Annotated in this window: 21 protein-coding genes and 1 tRNA gene; 6 read left to right on the plus strand and 16 right to left on the minus strand. The window is 60.9% G+C overall.

What is annotated here, in order from left to right; genetic code table 11:
* Positions 1-60: 60 nt before the first annotated feature.
* Together AC3WVQ_RS06860 and AC3WVQ_RS06865 are read right to left on the minus strand one after the other, a co-directional pair.
* On the minus strand, positions 61-723 hold the full coding sequence (locus AC3WVQ_RS06860; protein ID WP_060517076.1) for a DsbA family oxidoreductase: 663 nt from the start codon (positions 721-723) through the stop codon (positions 61-63).
* Between the two features lie 88 nt (positions 724-811).
* A complete protein-coding gene (locus AC3WVQ_RS06865; RefSeq protein ID WP_082572999.1) occupies positions 812-2,626 on the minus strand; it encodes an extracellular solute-binding protein in 1,815 nt (604 codons plus the stop codon).
* 272 nt (positions 2,627-2,898) lie between these two features.
* Between AC3WVQ_RS06865 and AC3WVQ_RS06870 the strand changes: the two genes are divergently transcribed.
* A complete protein-coding gene (locus AC3WVQ_RS06870; RefSeq protein ID WP_034791027.1) occupies positions 2,899-3,528 on the plus strand; it encodes an invasion associated locus B family protein in 630 nt (209 codons plus the stop codon).
* A gap of 78 nt (positions 3,529-3,606) precedes the next feature.
* Here AC3WVQ_RS06870 and hspQ read toward each other — a convergent pair whose 3' ends face one another.
* The 3 genes from hspQ to AC3WVQ_RS06885 all read right to left on the minus strand — a co-directional run bounded on the left by hspQ (position 3,607) and on the right by AC3WVQ_RS06885 (position 6,033).
* Entirely contained in the window at positions 3,607-3,936 is a 330-nt protein-coding gene (gene hspQ / locus AC3WVQ_RS06875; RefSeq protein WP_034791060.1) for a heat shock protein HspQ, read from the minus strand.
* Between the two features lie 283 nt (positions 3,937-4,219).
* Complete coding sequence (gene glnA, locus AC3WVQ_RS06880; RefSeq protein WP_034791062.1) at positions 4,220-5,629, minus strand: type I glutamate--ammonia ligase; 1,410 nt, start codon at positions 5,627-5,629, stop codon at positions 4,220-4,222.
* A gap of 65 nt (positions 5,630-5,694) precedes the next feature.
* Entirely contained in the window at positions 5,695-6,033 is a 339-nt protein-coding gene (locus tag AC3WVQ_RS06885; RefSeq protein WP_003528058.1) for a P-II family nitrogen regulator, read from the minus strand.
* Between the two features lie 343 nt (positions 6,034-6,376).
* Between AC3WVQ_RS06885 and AC3WVQ_RS06890 the strand changes: the two genes are divergently transcribed.
* The gene (locus AC3WVQ_RS06890) at positions 6,377-7,852 is read left to right on the plus strand and encodes an NAD(P)H-hydrate epimerase (RefSeq protein ID WP_110819791.1); all 1,476 of its coding nucleotides are present in this window, start codon (positions 6,377-6,379) and stop codon (positions 7,850-7,852) included.
* Between the two features lie 71 nt (positions 7,853-7,923).
* On the opposite strand, the gene gpt is transcribed toward AC3WVQ_RS06890, so the two are convergent.
* Positions 7,924-8,421 carry a xanthine phosphoribosyltransferase gene (gpt, locus tag AC3WVQ_RS06895; RefSeq protein ID WP_034791068.1) on the minus strand — a complete coding sequence of 166 codons (498 nt, stop codon included), beginning with the start codon at positions 8,419-8,421 and terminating at the stop codon, positions 7,924-7,926.
* 129 nt (positions 8,422-8,550) lie between these two features.
* Complete coding sequence (locus tag AC3WVQ_RS06900; RefSeq protein WP_089044665.1) at positions 8,551-9,306, minus strand: competence/damage-inducible protein A; 756 nt, start codon at positions 9,304-9,306, stop codon at positions 8,551-8,553.
* Between the two features lie 164 nt (positions 9,307-9,470).
* Here AC3WVQ_RS06900 and wrbA point away from each other — a divergent pair, with 164 nt between their 5' ends.
* The 3 genes from wrbA to AC3WVQ_RS06915 all read left to right on the plus strand — a co-directional run bounded on the left by wrbA (position 9,471) and on the right by AC3WVQ_RS06915 (position 10,841).
* The gene (gene wrbA, locus AC3WVQ_RS06905; RefSeq protein WP_034791083.1) at positions 9,471-10,070 is read left to right on the plus strand and encodes an NAD(P)H:quinone oxidoreductase; all 600 of its coding nucleotides are present in this window, start codon (positions 9,471-9,473) and stop codon (positions 10,068-10,070) included.
* 229 nt (positions 10,071-10,299) lie between these two features.
* Positions 10,300-10,542 (plus strand): DUF2188 domain-containing protein, encoded by a 243-nt coding sequence (locus tag AC3WVQ_RS06910; RefSeq protein ID WP_034791085.1) that lies wholly within the window; start codon positions 10,300-10,302, stop codon positions 10,540-10,542.
* A gap of 80 nt (positions 10,543-10,622) precedes the next feature.
* Positions 10,623-10,841, plus strand: a complete 219-nt coding sequence (locus AC3WVQ_RS06915; protein WP_034791089.1) for a hypothetical protein — start codon at positions 10,623-10,625, stop codon at positions 10,839-10,841.
* Positions 10,842-10,925: 84 nt separating this feature from the next.
* On the opposite strand, the gene AC3WVQ_RS06920 is transcribed toward AC3WVQ_RS06915, so the two are convergent.
* The 4 genes from AC3WVQ_RS06920 to AC3WVQ_RS06935 all read right to left on the minus strand — a co-directional run bounded on the left by AC3WVQ_RS06920 (position 10,926) and on the right by AC3WVQ_RS06935 (position 12,786).
* Positions 10,926-11,010 (minus strand) — tRNA-Leu (locus AC3WVQ_RS06920).
* A 96-nt stretch (positions 11,011-11,106) separates the two neighbouring features.
* The gene (locus AC3WVQ_RS06925; RefSeq protein ID WP_492382619.1) at positions 11,107-12,177 is read right to left on the minus strand and encodes a tyrosine-type recombinase/integrase; all 1,071 of its coding nucleotides are present in this window, start codon (positions 12,175-12,177) and stop codon (positions 11,107-11,109) included.
* Complete coding sequence (locus AC3WVQ_RS06930) at positions 12,146-12,406, minus strand: hypothetical protein (protein WP_113080778.1); 261 nt, start codon at positions 12,404-12,406, stop codon at positions 12,146-12,148. Before AC3WVQ_RS06930 ends, AC3WVQ_RS06925 begins: the two co-directional genes overlap by 32 nt.
* Positions 12,403-12,786, minus strand: coding sequence for an HNH endonuclease (locus AC3WVQ_RS06935; RefSeq protein WP_492382620.1), 384 nt, complete (start codon positions 12,784-12,786; stop codon positions 12,403-12,405). Before AC3WVQ_RS06935 ends, AC3WVQ_RS06930 begins: the two co-directional genes overlap by 4 nt.
* 71 nt (positions 12,787-12,857) lie before the next feature.
* Here AC3WVQ_RS06935 and AC3WVQ_RS06940 point away from each other — a divergent pair, with 71 nt between their 5' ends.
* Entirely contained in the window at positions 12,858-13,154 is a 297-nt protein-coding gene (locus tag AC3WVQ_RS06940) for a hypothetical protein (RefSeq protein WP_492382621.1), read from the plus strand.
* A gap of 20 nt (positions 13,155-13,174) precedes the next feature.
* On the opposite strand, the gene AC3WVQ_RS06945 is transcribed toward AC3WVQ_RS06940, so the two are convergent.
* From AC3WVQ_RS06945 to AC3WVQ_RS06965, 5 genes are read right to left on the minus strand one after another with little or no spacing between them, the layout of a single operon-like run.
* Positions 13,175-13,369 (minus strand): hypothetical protein, encoded by a 195-nt coding sequence (locus tag AC3WVQ_RS06945; protein ID WP_492382622.1) that lies wholly within the window; start codon positions 13,367-13,369, stop codon positions 13,175-13,177.
* On the minus strand, positions 13,366-13,914 hold the full coding sequence (locus AC3WVQ_RS06950; protein ID WP_492382623.1) for a hypothetical protein: 549 nt from the start codon (positions 13,912-13,914) through the stop codon (positions 13,366-13,368). The genes AC3WVQ_RS06945 and AC3WVQ_RS06950 overlap by 4 nt, the downstream gene beginning before the upstream one ends.
* Positions 13,911-14,351, minus strand: a complete 441-nt coding sequence (locus AC3WVQ_RS06955) for a hypothetical protein (protein WP_492382624.1) — start codon at positions 14,349-14,351, stop codon at positions 13,911-13,913. Before AC3WVQ_RS06955 ends, AC3WVQ_RS06950 begins: the two co-directional genes overlap by 4 nt.
* Positions 14,348-14,683 carry a hypothetical protein gene (locus tag AC3WVQ_RS06960; protein WP_492382625.1) on the minus strand — a complete coding sequence of 112 codons (336 nt, stop codon included), beginning with the start codon at positions 14,681-14,683 and terminating at the stop codon, positions 14,348-14,350. Before AC3WVQ_RS06960 ends, AC3WVQ_RS06955 begins: the two co-directional genes overlap by 4 nt.
* Entirely contained in the window at positions 14,680-15,198 is a 519-nt protein-coding gene (locus AC3WVQ_RS06965) for a hypothetical protein (protein WP_492382626.1), read from the minus strand. The genes AC3WVQ_RS06960 and AC3WVQ_RS06965 overlap by 4 nt, the downstream gene beginning before the upstream one ends.
* Between the last annotated feature and the right edge of the window lie 3 nt (positions 15,199-15,201).

Consider the following 15,201-nt stretch of genomic DNA (forward strand, 5'->3'; position numbering starts at 1 on the left):
GCGTGGTGCGGCAGTACGGTCGAGGTCTGTCGAGCAAGTCTGTTTCAGGTCGTGTCGAGATCAGTTCGGCTTGCCGCTCGCCTTCATCTCGGCGATTTCGCGCAGCGCATTCGTCAATACGTCGACCGATTGCGCGCCCATCACGGCATATTGTCCTTCGAGGATGAAGCAGGGAACGCCGGTCACGCCCATCTCGCGGGCCATGCCAACCTCTTCCTTGACCGCATCCTTGTCGGCATCGGAGCCAAGCAGAGCCGCAACGACGGGGCGATCGAGGCCTGCTTGCTCGGCGATATCGAGCAGGACCGCGTGATCACCGACATTGCGGCCTTCTTCGAAATTGGCCTTGAACAGCAAGCCGACGACGGCCGACTGCGCCTGCTCGCCGTTGGTCGCGGCCCAGCGGACAAGCCGATGAGCGTCAAGCGTGTTCGGGCTGATCTTCACCGCATCGAAGTCGAAGGCGATGCCGTCGGCATTGCCGAGTTCGCGCAGCGTGTCGTGGGCGCGATCGACGGCCGCCTGGCCTCCGAGCTTCTCGGCAAGATGCCGCTTGTGATCGATCCCCTCGGGCGGCAGGTCGGGATTGAGCTGGTAGGGGCGCCAGTTGACCGTGACCAGCACGTCCGGAAGATTGGCAATCGCCTGGTCGAGCCGCGCCTTGCCGAGATAACACCAGGGACAAACAACGTCCGAGACAATATCGATGCTGACGGTTTGCATGGTGTGGGCGCCTTTCCTTGTTCGGTTGAAGGCGAGATAAGCCGGTTTCATCCGGCTTTCAATGCGTTACCAAAAGGGAACCAACCCTCTATTGTGCGTTTTGATCCCACCAGGTCGGAAGCTGGTAGCCGTAGAGCGGCATGGTATCGGGCCGGCCGATATGCTTGCGTCGCGCCACCCACTGTGCGTCGAGGTGATAGAGCGGCACCAGATAGGAATTGTTGACGAGCAACCGGTCATGCGCACGCACCGCCGCCGTGAAGTCTTCGCTCGTGCGGGCCTGCAGGATGTTATTGACCATCCGGTCGACGTCCTTGTCGGCGACGCCGGCGAAGTTGTCGCTGCCCTGCCGGTCGCGCGCCTGTGAGGTCCAGCGCCCGGCCTGCTCGATGCCGGGTGACAGCGTCGAGGGGAAGGATTTGATGATCACGTCGTAGTCGAAGGACTGGCTGCGCTGCTGGTACTGCGAATCGTCGACAGTGCGCACGGACGCCTGGATGCCGAGAGGTGCGAGAAATCGCTGGTAGGCGAGGGCGATTTTTTCCTGGCCGGCATTCTGGCTCATGATCTCGAACGCGAGCGGTTTGCCCTGCGGGTCGACCATCTTGCCGTCCTTGATCTGATAGCCGGCCTCGCGCATCAGAGAGACGGCAACACGCAGCACGTTGCGATCGCGCCCGGACGCGTCGGTCACCGGCAGGCGATAGGTGCCGTCGAGGATCGCCGGGTTGATTCGATCGCGGGCGTCGCCGATCAGGCCGAGTTCGCGGTCGTCGGCCGGTGCGCCGAGAAAACTCAGCGCCGAGTTCTGCCAGTAGCTCTGCGTGCGCGTATAGGCGCTGTCGAAGAGGTTCTTGTTGACCCACTCGAAGTCGAAGACCAGCGCCAGGCCCTGGCGGAGCTTCAAGTTGTCGAACATTGGCCTGCGGGTATTGAAGACGATGCCGAGCATGCCGGACGGCGTCTTCGGCGTGAAGGTTTCCTTGACGACCTCGCCGGAACGAACCGCCGGGAAATCGTAGCCGCGCGCCCACTTGGTGGCGCTGCCTTCCGGATAGATGTCGATCTCGCCCTTCTTGAAGGCTTCGAACAGCGAGTTCTCCTGGAGGAAATACTCCACGGAGATCTCGTCGTAATTGTCCTGGCCGACCTTCGAGGGCAGGTCCTTGGCCCAATAGTCCGGGTTTCGCTTGTAGACGATGCGCTCGCCCGGTTTCACCTCCGCGACGCGGTAGGGGCCGGAGCCGAGCGGCGGCTTCAGCGTGGTCTGGTCGAAGGTCGCAAGGTCGATGGCATGTTTCGGCAGCACCGGCGACAGGCCGAGCAGGAGCGGCAGCTCGCGGTCGGCATCCTCGGTGAAGGTAAAGCGCACGCTGCGCTCCCCGACCTTTTCGAGCTTCGCCACCTTGGCCATGCGGTTGCTGAAGGGGACACGCCCCTTGTCACGCAGCAGCTCGAAGCTGAAGATCACGTCCTCGGCGGTAACAGGTTGCCCGTCGGCCCAGCGGGCCTTCGGGTTGAGATTGAACTGGATGAAGGTCCGGTCGTCATCCCACTCCACTGTTTCGGCGAGCAGGCCATACATGGTGAAGGCCTCGTCGCGCGAACGCTGCATCAGCGATTCGTAGACGAGGTTGCCGTATTCCGGATCCCACATGCCGCGTGCGGTGGTGCGCATGCTCTTCAGGATGAAGGGATTGAGGCTGTCGAAGCTGCCGACGACGCCATAGGAGATCTTTCCACCCTTTTTTACGTCCGGATTGACGTAGGGAAAGTTCTTGAAATCGGCAGGCAGCGCCGGCTCTCCGTGCATGGCAATCGCATGCACGGGAGCGGCTGCCGCAGCAGTGCCGAATGAAGTGGCGGTCAGGATCAGCGCCAGACCGGAAAGAATTGCACGCAAGGTCACCTCCCGTGAGGGGTATCAACAGGCCGATTCCCCGAACGTTACCAATGCCGACGGATGAATCCAACCGATCCGCGGTCCAAATTCCGCCTAGTATGAAGTCAAAAAATGACAGGAAACACTGGATAATCGAAGCGAGCCAATGTAACAGGTGTTTCCGGAAACGGGGTCATGCATTTGCCTTATTTGGCCAACAGGACAACGGCGGCTGACGATACTCACCTGCGGAACAACTGTTCCGTTACCGGATTTCAGGAGACGGAATCACAATGATCTTCAAGTCGAATATTGCAAAACGTTCGGGCATGGCAGCGCTGGCGCTCACTGTAGCTGCTGCGGGCGTTCCGAGCGTTGCGTCTGCACAGCAGGCTGGCGGCAAGCCGCCGCAGGGCTGGTTCAAGGTTTGCACCAAGCAGGAAGACAACGATGTCTGCATCGTTCAGAACCTGCTGACCGCCAACAACGGCCAGCTCGTGACCGCTGTCGGCCTCATCACCGTCTCCGGCAAGGTCAACCGCAAGATCATGCAGGTTTCCGTACCGTCCGCGCGCCTCATTCCGACCGGCGTTCAGATGCAGATCGACGGCGGCAAGCCGGTCAAGCTCGACTACGCCATCTGCATGCCCGACAAGTGCGTTGCAGAAGCGCCGCTTTCCGACCAGCTGATCGCCAGCCTGAAGAAGGGCAATGAGGTCGTCTTCACCTCGGTCAACTTCCAGCGCGCTCCGAACCCGATCAAGATGGCCCTGACGGGCTTCACCGGTGTGTTCGACGGCGAGCCGATCGAGCAGTCGCAGCTCGAAGAGCGTCAGCGCCTGCTGCAGGAAGAAATGCAGAAGAAGGCCGAGGACGCGCGCAAGAAGCTTGAAGAAGCCCAGAAGGCTGCCAAGCAGAACTAAGCGGTCCTCCGCAAACTCATAAAGAAACGCCCGGACCTCGCGGTCCGGGCGTTTTCATTTGTTCGAGAGCGCAGTGCCTTAGTGCCGGAACGTCGCCTTGGGTCTGTAGTGGCCGACGCCATCCTTGTCGAACAGGGCATCGACTTGCGCGTGGCGCATCGGCCGGTCGCTGTCGTCGAATTCCAGGTTCTGCTCGGAGACGTAGGCGACATACTCGCTGTCGTCGTTCTCGGCGAACAGGTGATAGAAGGGCTGATCCTTGCTCGGGCGGATCTCCTGCGGAATGGCGTTCCACCACTCCTCGGTGTTGGCGTATTCCGGGTCGACGTCGAAAATGACGCCGCGGAACGGGAAAACCCGATGGCGAACCACCTGTCCGATCTCGAATTTGGCGTTTCTCTGTTTCATGACGCAACACATCCTTTCAGGAGATTATCTGGGTTGGCGAACCCAAAACATCAATAGGGAATTCCCTACACCCTCCATTGATCGATCTCGCCGCGCGTGTCCCGCGGACGCGCAAAAGTTGTTGGCAACATAATATCACACAATTCGACGGTTTCGTGCCGCTCCTTGTTCAGGGCGCTCGCAATCGTGCGCGCCAAAGAAAAGGCCGGCGGCTCCGTTTGAGAAGCCGCCGGCCCTTGAGCACGGCTTGAACCGGTTGCCGATGCCGCCGGTTCCAATGGTTTTAGACCGAGTAGTACATGTCGTACTCGACCGGATGCGGGGTCATTTCGAAGCGCATGACTTCCTGCATCTTAAGTTCGATGAAGGAATCGATCTGGTCGTCGTCGAAGACGCCGCCGGCCGTCAGGTACTTGCGGTCCTTGTCGAGGCTTTCCAGCGCTTCGCGCAGCGAGCCGCAAACGGTCGGGATCTTCTTCAGTTCCTTCGGCGGCAGGTCATAAAGGTCCTTGTCCATGGCCTTGCCGGGGTGCAGCTTGTTCTTGATGCCGTCGAGGCCGGCCATCAGCATGGCTGCGAAGGCGAGGTAGGGGTTGGCGGTCGGGTCCGGGAAGCGGACTTCGACGCGCTTGGCCTTCGGGTTGGTGCCGAACGGAATGCGGCACGAAGCCGAACGGTTGCGTGCCGAATAGGCGAGCAGAACCGGTGCTTCATAGCCCGGGACGAGACGTTTGTAGGAGTTCGTCGACGGGTTGGTGAAGGCGTTCAGCGACTTGGCATGCTTGATGATGCCGCCGATGAAGTAGAGGCAGGATTCCGACAGGCCGGCATATTCATCGCCGGCGAAGGTCGGCTTGCCGTCCTTCCAGATCGACAGGTGTACGTGCATGCCCGAGCCGTTGTCGCCGAAGATCGGCTTCGGCATGAAGGTTGCCGTCTTGCCATAGGCATTGGCGACCTGGTGCACGACGTACTTGTAGATCTGCATCTTGTCGGCGTTGCGCACCAGCGCGTCGAACTTGACGCCGAGCTCGTGCTGGGCGGCCGCCACTTCGTGGTGATGCTTTTCGACGGTGACGCCCATTTCGGACAGAACCGTCAGCATTTCAGAGCGCATGTCCTGGCAGCTGTCGATCGGCGGAACCGGGAAGTAGCCGCCCTTGACGCGCGGGCGGTGGCCGAGGTTGCCGGTCTCATAATCGGTGTCGTCGTTCGACGGCAGTTCCGAGGAGTCGAGCTTGAAGCCGGTGTTGTACGGGTCGGCCTTGTACTTGACGTCGTCGAAGACGAAGAATTCTGCTTCCGGGCCAACGAAGACGGTGTCGCCGATGCCGGATGCCTTGAGGTAGGCTTCAGCCTTCTTGGCCGTGCCGCGCGGGTCGCGGTTGTAGGATTCGCCCGAAACCGGATCGAGAATGTCGCAGATGATGACCATCGTCGACTGCGCGAAGAACGGGTCCATATGCGCTGTTTCCGGATCGGGCATCAGCACCATGTCGGACTCGTTGATGGCCTTCCAGCCGCCAATCGAGGAACCGTCGAACATGACGCCATCGGCGAACATGTCTTCGTCGACGCAGACCACATCCATCGTTACGTGCTGCAGCTTGCCCTTGGGATCGGTAAAGCGCAGGTCGACGAACTTGACGTCGTTGTCCTTGATTTGCTTCAGAATATCGCTTGCAGTCGTCATTTGCCGTTATTCCCTGTGTGAGATGACGAGGATTTGAAAAGAACCGGGCCGAACGGCCCGTGATGTCAGATGGCGTCGAGGCCGGTTTCGCCCGTGCGAATTCGGATGACTTCTTCCACATTGGAAACGAAAATCTTTCCGTCACCAATGCGGCCGGTTTGCGCGGCGTTGCGGATCGCCTCGATGACGGCCTCCGCGTTTTCATCCGCCAGCACGACTTCGACCTTTACCTTCGGCAGGAAGTCCACCACGTATTCGGCGCCGCGATACAGCTCCGTGTGACCCTTCTGCCGCCCGAAGCCCTTGGCTTCCGTGACGGTGATACCCTGCAGACCGACTTCCTGAAGGGCTTCCTTCACTTCGTCGAGCTTGAAGGGCTTAATGATCGCTTCGATCTTTTTCATGAGAAAATGTCTCTCCGCTTCTCCCTTGAAAGCAGGATCATGCCCGCTCGCCCTGAATATGCACGTTGCATGCCAGTTTTTCTGCGAAAATCTGTCAGAACGACAAAAAATCTGCTGTCGGCGCGCCGATTGCGGGATTTCCATACCTTCGGCGGGCGCGATCTGCCTATTTTTTATGATTTCCGATCTAAAGATGCCCGCTTTTTGCGGCGTCTCCGCGTCATTGCTGGCGCAAAGCTTGTTATTTGAGCAACAATTATGTGCAAATGCATGATTTTAAGGCAATCGTGAAGGAGGAGCTGAGGCCTTGCTTCACGCGCGTGGGCATGGATAAGTCTGGCGCATGCGCTCCGACCTTCAGCACCTGTTGATCACGCCCGCCGAAATGACGGCAATCGACCGGGCGGCAGCCCAATCCGGCATCGATAGTTTTACGCTGATGCGCAACGCCGGACTGGCGGTGACGGCGGCGGCCCTGCGACATTTTCCGGATGCCCGCCGCTTCGTCGTGCTCTGCGGTCCAGGCAACAATGGCGGTGACGGGTACATCGCAGCCCGCGGCCTTGCCGAAAGCGGGGCGGATGCCGCGGTGTTCGTCCTCGGCGATCCCGCCAGGCTTCAAGGCGATGCAGCGCGGGCCTGGTCCGACTGGAGTGGTCCTGCTGCGCCAATCTCTGCATTCGAACCACAGGCTGGCGATGTCGTCATCGATGCGCTCTTTGGGGCGGGCTTGTCACGCGACCTCCCTGACGACGTCGCTCACCTTATAGAACGGGTCAATGCCAGCGGCGTTCCGGTCGTTGCCATCGATCTGCCGAGCGGCATCGACGGCCGGACGGGCGAGATCCGGGGCGCCGCCTTTGCCGCTCGCCACACCGTCACGTTCATGGCGCCCAAGCCCGGTCATTGGCTTCTGCCCGGGCGATCCCTCTGCGGCACACTCGAGGTGTTCGATATCGGCATTCCCGCGCGGATTGTGCGTGCCGGTGCAGGTTCGCTGCGCCTCATCGCGCCGTTCCTCTGGGCGGGCTGGGGAGGTGACCTGGCGGCCTCGACCCACAAGTTCAAGCGCGGGCATCTGGTCGTTTTCTCAGGCGACCGCCAAGCAACGGGCGCGGCGCGACTTTCGGCGGCAGCGGGCCTTGCGGCTGGCGCTGGCCTGGTTACCGTCGCCACCGGCAAGGCCGCGCTCGGCATCAATGCGTCTCATCTGACGGCGGTGATGGTGAAGGAGATAGAAGGAAGGCGGGAGCTTACCAAATGGCTACAGGACCAGCGCCTGGGAAGCTTCGTGCTTGGGCCGGGTTTTGGCATCGGCAAGAAGGCGAGGGACTTTGCGCTTGCGCTCTGCGATCGCTCTCTGGTGCTCGACGCCGATGGCATCACCTCGTTCCAGACGAACCCCGGCGAACTGTTCGCAGCGCTGGCGAAAGGCGGCGGGCAAATGGTGATGACGCCGCATGATGGCGAGTTCGCTCGCCTCTTTCCGGAGATCGCCGGAGACCATGGGCTTTCGAAGATCGAGAAAGCGCAGGCCGCGGCGCGGGCGAGCCATGCCGTGATCGTCCACAAGGGCGCCGACACCGTCGTTGCCGCGCCGGACGGGCGGGCCGTCGTCAACAACAATGCGCCGCCGTGGCTGGCAACCGCCGGATCAGGGGACGTACTTGCCGGCATCGTCGGCGCGCATCTGGCGAAAGGAATGCCGGCCTTCGAGGCGGCGGCCGCCGCGGTCTGGCGCCATGGCGCAGCGGGCGCCAAGGCAGGGCCAGGCTTGACCGCTGAAGCGCTAATCGGCGCGATACCGCCGATCAGCTGATCGAAAACGCGCGGCCCGACAAGTCACCGCTTGGAAAGGCGACGTACGCCGCATCCGGAACGTATGGGCAGTTAGCCGCGCGTGCCCTTGGCGATCGGCTCCTGGTAGGTGAAGCCCAAGTCCCAGGGGAAATAGATCCAGGTGTCCTGGCTGACTTCGGTCACGAAGGTATCGACGAGCGGCCGGCCCTTCGGCTTTGCGTAGACGGCAGCGAAATGCGCCTTCGGCAGCATTGCCCGTACTTCGGCCGCGGTCTTGCCGGTGTCCGTCAGGTCGTCGACGATCAGCACGCCTTCACCGCCGTCCTTGGTGATTTCAGGCGTGATGCCCTTCAGCACTTTCATCTGCCCCTGCGTGTCGTAGTCATGGTAGGAGGCGACGCAGACGGTTTCGATCATCCGGATATTGAGTTCGCGCGAAATGATCGCGGCCGGAACCAGGCCGCCACGGGTGATGCAAACCATGGCACGCCATTCCTGGCCGTTGTCGGCTAGCCGCCAGGCAAGCGCCCGGGCATCGCGGTGGAACTGGTCCCAGGAAACGGGAAAGGCTTTATCGGGCAGCGACATGGGTGGGCTCCGGCTTGTCTGAACGAGGGTAAGGCGAAGCGTCCGGCAGATCGGGCAGGCGGGAACGCGTCATCCTGATTTGCCGACATGCAATAACGGCATTGAGGCCTTGAGTGCAAGGGCTTCGCGCTATCCCTTTGCCCGCGCATCGGCGATTGCCTGGATCATCGCCTGGACATCAGCCTCCGCTGCAGCAAGCGCTTCCGGATCGCGGGCCCGCACGACGATATCCGTCGAGAAGGTCTTGCCGTCAAATTTCGGGTAGGAGCCGATGCTCGTCTCCGGATGGTTCTTCTGCACTTCGGTCAGCGGGCTGCCGATATCGCCCTCGCCGAAGGGCGAGCGTACGGTGCGGGAGAGGAGGGGCGAGCCGACGTTCAGGCCGGGCAGCAGCGCGTCGAGCATGGCCTGGAAGACCTGCGGCACGCCGGCCATGACATGCACGTTGCCGATGGCGAAGCCAGGCGCTGTCGATACCGGGTTGGGGATATGGCGTGCACCGAATGGCATGCGCGCCATGCGCTTGCGCGCGTCGGTAAACTCCATGTTGCGGCGTTCGTACATGGCGCCGAGCAGCGCCATCGCCTCGGACTCGTAGATGCATTCGACGCCGAAGGCGCGAGACACGGCATCGGCCGTGATGTCGTCATGCGTCGGGCCGATGCCGCCGGATGTGAAGACGTAATCGTAGCGGCTGCGCACCGCGTTGATCGCCTCGACGATCGCCGCCTCGTCGTCGGCGACGATGCGCACTTCCTTCAGGTCGATGCCGACCATGGTCATCATGTCGGCGAGGTGACCGATGTTCTTGTCCTTGGTTCGCCCCGACAGAAGTTCGTCGCCGATGGCGACCATGGCGGCAGTGACGACTTTTATGCTGCTCATCGGGTGATCCTGTTTGTTTAGTCAGTCATTTAACAGTGAATTATTATTGTTCACATTGCGAGAACAGTCTGTTTCCCGGACGGCTCCTCGCATGCGGCTGCATTTTGATAAATCTTCCGCGCAGCAGTGATCAAGTGGGATCGCTTGTATCCAAAGGAGCAATTATGGCCAAGGTTCTCGTTCTCTACTATTCGGCATACGGACACGTCGAAACCATGGCTTACGCCGTGGCCGAAGGCGCCAAGTCTGCCGGCGCCGAAGTCGACGTCAAGCGCGTTCCGGAACTGGTGCCGGACGAGATCGCCAAGGCCTCTCATTTCAAGCTCGACCAGGCCGCGCCGATCGCCCATGTCGAGGAGCTTGCCCAATACGACGCGATCATCTTCGGCGCCGGCACGCGCTTCGGCACCGTTGCTTCGCAGATGCGCAACTTCATCGATCAGACGGGTAGCCTGTGGGCGTCTGGCAAGCTGGTCGGCAAGGTCGGCTCGGTCTTCACGTCCTCGGCCACCCAGCATGGCGGTCAGGAATCCACCATCCTCGGCTTCATTCCGACGCTGATGCATCACGGCATGGTCGTCGCTGGTCTTCCCTACGCCTTCCAGGGCCAGATGGGCCTTGACGAAATCAAGGGCGGCTCGCCCTATGGCGCCTCGACGATCACCGATGCCGACGGCTCGCGCCAGCCGTCCGAGGTCGAACTCCAGGCGGCCCGCTTCCAGGGCGCGCACGTCGCCAAGATCGCTGCGAAGCTTTCGGCCTGATCATTTCGACGCAATCGTTTCAAGAGCTTAGGCGGCACCGCAAGGGGCCGCCTTTTTGTTTTGCGGCTAGCCTTTCCGGGTGATTCGCGAATGTGGCAATTCGTACCACACTTGTGCTAATATCCGCGGCGTTCGGCATTGAGTATGCCTTTGACGAGGAGGAATGCAGGGCCGTGCGGCAACGGCCCGCCGAAGACGGAAACGTCTTTCGGATTATCGGGAGGGAAGTATGGCGCGAATTACGTACACCATCGTTCCTCATGACGGCGGATGGGCCTATAAGGCCGCCGACGCCTTTTCGGAACCCTTTCCCAACCGCGAAACGGCGCTTGCCGCCGCCAAGGCCGCCGCCGCCGAACAGCAAGTCGGCGGCGACGACGAGGAGATCAGCTTCCAAGACGAAGAGGGCCACTGGCACTTCGAACACACGGATGGCGGCGATCGGCCTGAAGCGACCGTCGAAGACGGCTGAAACGGTCAAGGCGACCGGCTCATTGCGAACACATAGCGTTTAGTATTGCGTGCACACCATCTCTCCACGGAGGATATTCGATGCACTACAGCGTTCAGATCTTCACCTGGACCCCGCGGCAGGGTGTCCACCAGGTCGGATCGGCAATCGAGGTGGACGCCCCCAATTCCAAGGCGGCAGCGGTCTCGCTTCTCGGCCTCAGGCTGGAAAACCAGGGATGCGCAACGAAACTCGCCGTCCGCGTCTGGCACGACGACGCCTACCAGGCGGAATGCGATTGTTATTACTACAACAACTGAGCGGCCAGTCTCGCCGGCGCAACGTCTCGCTCTCCTGAGAGCGTCGGATGCGCCTATCCTGTTGATCCTTGAAAACCGATTGCCTGGTGCGGGCGGCGGGGATCGAACCCGCACAGCCAAGGCCGAGAGATTTTAAGTCTCTTGCGTCTACCAGTTTCGCCACGCCCGCATGCAGCCTAAATCAGATACTTAGACCCTTTCGTCAAGGGAATGTTTTGCAGGTTTTCCTTCGCGTTTTGCAAAATGCGTTCGCGAGGCGTTCCCGTCACTTCTTCGTTTTCCCCTTGAATGCCCTGATAACCTTGGCCTCGTTCTCGACGTGGCGGGTGTAGTGAGCGCCCATGCGCTCCGACTTGTCGCCCAATGCTGCGGCAACGTCTCCGGTCTCAGCGCCTGACCTTTTCAGGTCGGCGGCATATGTCGTCCGAAGGCCGTGCAAGGTAGTTCCTTCCCCGATATGACCCTTCTCCTCCAGGTCGCGCAGGTAGTGACTGACAGCCGTCTGCATCTGCACTTCCGACTCCCATGGCGTGCCGTCCTGGCGCGTGCAGATTTCCAGAGCTGTTCTGTCGAGTGCGTCTAGGTGATCCTGCAGCTCGACAACGGCCGGCACCATCACCAGTTCCTTGTTCTTATTTGCCACCTTCTGAAGGCACTTCCAGCCATAGACGGGATGAACGCCGTAGTCATTCCATCGCAGCTTGACGATCGTCTGCCCTCGATAGCCGGCGTAGCGAGCAATGATCATGGGCGTGAGCAGATACCTCGGTGCGTTGGCGGCAACGTATTGCCACTCTGCCGCGTGCCACTCCCGGTTCGCGTTCGGATCGGCCTCGTGGCACTTATCCATGCCGAGCGCCGGATTGTTCGGCATTTTTCGGCGTTTGACCGCTTGTGAGAACATGGAGGAGAGCGCCGAGATCATCTGATCGGCGAAACGTGGCCACTTCTGCTTCGCACACTCGTCTCGGAGATCATAGAGATCGGCTTGCGTGATGTCGGCCAGGATATAGTCAAACTCTGGCCTCAGATACCGGAACGCCTTGGTGTAGTTCCCCTTCGTGGACTCGGCGAGCGCCGCGTACTTGGGACAGTCGTTCTCGTACCATTCGATCAAAGCGCCAAGCGTGCCTTCCGGATAGGTGCGCTTCAGATTGCGCAGACGCGGAGCATTGTATGCCGCCATGAAGTCCGGCATTTCCATCCGCTTGTACAGATCCTGCTTGGTGCCGACGAAGCCGCCGATTAGCTTTTCCTTCGTGTCGCGGACGTAGACGTACCATTTCCCCCGCGCCTGGACGATGTTAAGCCCTTCCAGCTTCACCGTGACCACCATAGATCCGCTCCCCGAATTTCCGTTTTGGCGCGGCATTCTGCTTGTTTGGATCAAGCATGGCTAGCCAGTCGTCGATGCTCGACCGCAAATAGCGCTCGCCTCGGGCCGATTGGGTGAATTGTAGCGGCTTGACGGGACAGACCTTCTTGAAGGTATCAGCGCAGAGGCCGCAGTAGGCTGCAGCTGTTTTCAGATCCATCGCTGCCGGCCAGTAGGGAAGAGCGCTCATCGAACGACTTCTCCCGTTCTGCGATCAACGACCGTGCCGTCCATGCAGCGCTTGAACCGCGGGTGGGACAGGCTGGATTTCGGCTTAGCGATGCCCAGGTGCTTCTTGCGGGTGCGGGCGATCTTGGATTTGACCTTCATCTCGACCGCCGTTTTCCGGCGGTGAGGTTCCCGTTTGGCCGGGAATAGGTTGGTCTCGCGGTGTTCGCCGCCGAGGATCAAGGCGACCTTGTGGTCGAGGTCCCACTCGTCGCGCACCGGGTCGATCTTCTCGCCGGTCAGGTGGCAGATGCCGGCCTCACGGTCGAAGACGCGCTGGCGCACGCGGTCGGGCACCTTCTGGTCGTCGTGTTTGGCAATCCATTCGGGGAGGCTTCGCATCAGAATGCCTCCCCGTACGGAACTTTACCGACGGCATCCAGTTCGTCTTCGAGTTGGAAAGGAGCCGAAACATGAAAGCCGCCAAGGTCAACGAGACCGAAACCAACAAGACGATGCCGGAGCCCATTGCAAGGCCACGCCCGCCGGAGATGGATCTTGAGCCGATTCCGTTGCCAGACCGATCTGGAGCGGATGCCAGCGAACGGCATGCCGACGGGGGACTCGTGCCGCCCGTTCCAAGCCGGGACGAAGCGAACATGGAGCCGGATGAAGCCTTGCCGGATGACGCCGAAGAGGAGATCCTCGACCACGACCCGGGACGCGAAAAGACCCGGTTCGACGAAGAGGTTCCCAAGAGCAGCCGATAGGCGTTGCTGACGGTGCGACATCACAGCCCCGCTTTCAGCAGCCGGGTCATCTCCTGCTGCAGTTCGTCTTGAAGGTGTTTCGTCTTCCGGTGCTGGCCTTGGGCGACCTTGATCGCCTCGCGGCGCTTCTTGAGCTCCGGGTGTGCCCGGTCGAGGGCCCGGTCGATGCTTCTTAGGAACCACCAGGTGCGGAGGGGGCGGAGGAGGGCTCTCATGCTGCACCGGCTTTACGAGCGAGGTGCCGTTCGTAGTAGTCTTTCGCCGTTTCACCGTCCCAATTGATCCGCCGGCCGATCTCTTGCCAGTCGGCGCCCTCAGCAATTGCGGCATCGATCGTTGGAATGTGGCCTTGGGCTTCAAGGCCGAAGGCCACAGCCGATTCAGCGATCTCGTTGGCGTAGGCGCGGTAGGCCTCTGCATCGGGTGCGCCGTGGGTGACAGGAAATGTCACATCGAACTTGGCGAACAACGGAATGGAGAAATACTCCTCGTTGTTCTCGATGGGATCATTTTCAACGGTCCAGTTGTCCTCAGGCAAAGCGCGATGGCCGTTGAGATGGGCATAGGGGCCGAAGAGTGGTTGAGATGCGACGGCCTGACGTGCGGCTTGCCAGTAATGCCAGCCAGCATTGATGACCTCATCCTGATAGCCTTCGCCGCAGCGTACCAAGCACTCGACGCGGATTTCGATTTCGAGAAATCCGCTTTCCTTCATGCGGGCGACGACAGCCGCTTCGAATAGTTCTCGCGTGTCGGTCATGCTGTCACCGCCTTCTGGGTGAGGCGGACCGATGCAGCGCGAGTGAATTTCGCGAAGGTCAAATCGCAGAAGCAATCCGAGATATCGAGCCAAAGGCTGTACTTCGCCTTCGCCGCAGACACCGCGACCACGGCTTGGGTCTGCCCCTCATAGGTCACGTCATAGAGGCGGTGCTTGTCGCCGATCTGCTTGAGGTGTTCGGCGAGCGCCTTGCGGCCGACGTCGGTGACCGAGAAGTAGGCCATGCCACGCACAAGCCCATCAAGCTCCCAATTCCCAGACGCGCCGAAAGCTTTGGCCTCAGGACTATCCACGCCGGTCGCAAAATGGTTGCGATAGGTCTCGCCCATCGGGTCGACCGGGCGGCCAAGCGCATGGTCGATGTGATCGAACGCCTTGTCTTTGAGATAGCGGTTGACGGTCGGGTTGCTGGTCATGCTGCCAGCTCCTTCGCGCTGTCGACGAAGTGCTCGCGGTACGTCCGGTCGAAGACCGCCTGAAACTGAGCAACGACATCGTCGGCGCGGTCAGCGTCGACGAAGGTCGCGGCGAAGCTCGCGTGCATCTGCATCACGTAGGCGGCAATGCCGATGAGCATGTGATCGACGTTCGCGCCCGGCCGCTGGATTTCCGAGTTTACGAAATTGACCAAACTCTCATGAACGGTGGAAACCGACAGGCGGGCGATCAGGGCGGTGATCGGATCATCGCACGTCAGCGCGTCCACTTCCGACAGACTTCCGGGCAATAGCCGTGCTTCGTTGCTCATGCTGCGCTCCCTGCGTTTCGGTGCGTGGTGCCGCGCTCAACGCCGATCAGGTCGTCGAGGAAGTCGAGAACGGCCACCGTGCTCTGTTGGAATTCCTGCTTGTCCATCGCCTTCATGGACTGGCTTTTCGCCACGTACCGGGTGACGGTCGCCTCTTTGACGTCGACGATGGAAAAGCCATCGATCGGGCGGATGAACGCCGCCATGCGGGACGCCTCGGCCTTGCTCGAGCAGACGATCGTGTGCGCGTCGCAATAGCCGGTGCGGATCAGTGCATAGGCGCGCAGATGTTCCGCGGATTCGGCGAAAGGCAGGCCGGAGAAATGCTCCGGCAGGTTCCGCCAGGCCTCGGCGACAGAGGCGAAATAGTGTCTGTGGCTGTTGAGGCTGCGGTCGTTGTGCTCGGCGAGGTAATACTCCTCGCCGACTACAAGGTGCCGATCCGCCAGCGATTGCCAGCGGCTGTTCACGGGCACCAACTCTTCACCGGTCCAGCGGAACATAAGCGGCTGCATGGC

The sequence above is a fragment of the Ensifer sp. EB106-05-01-XG146 genome, from assembly GCF_058791875.1.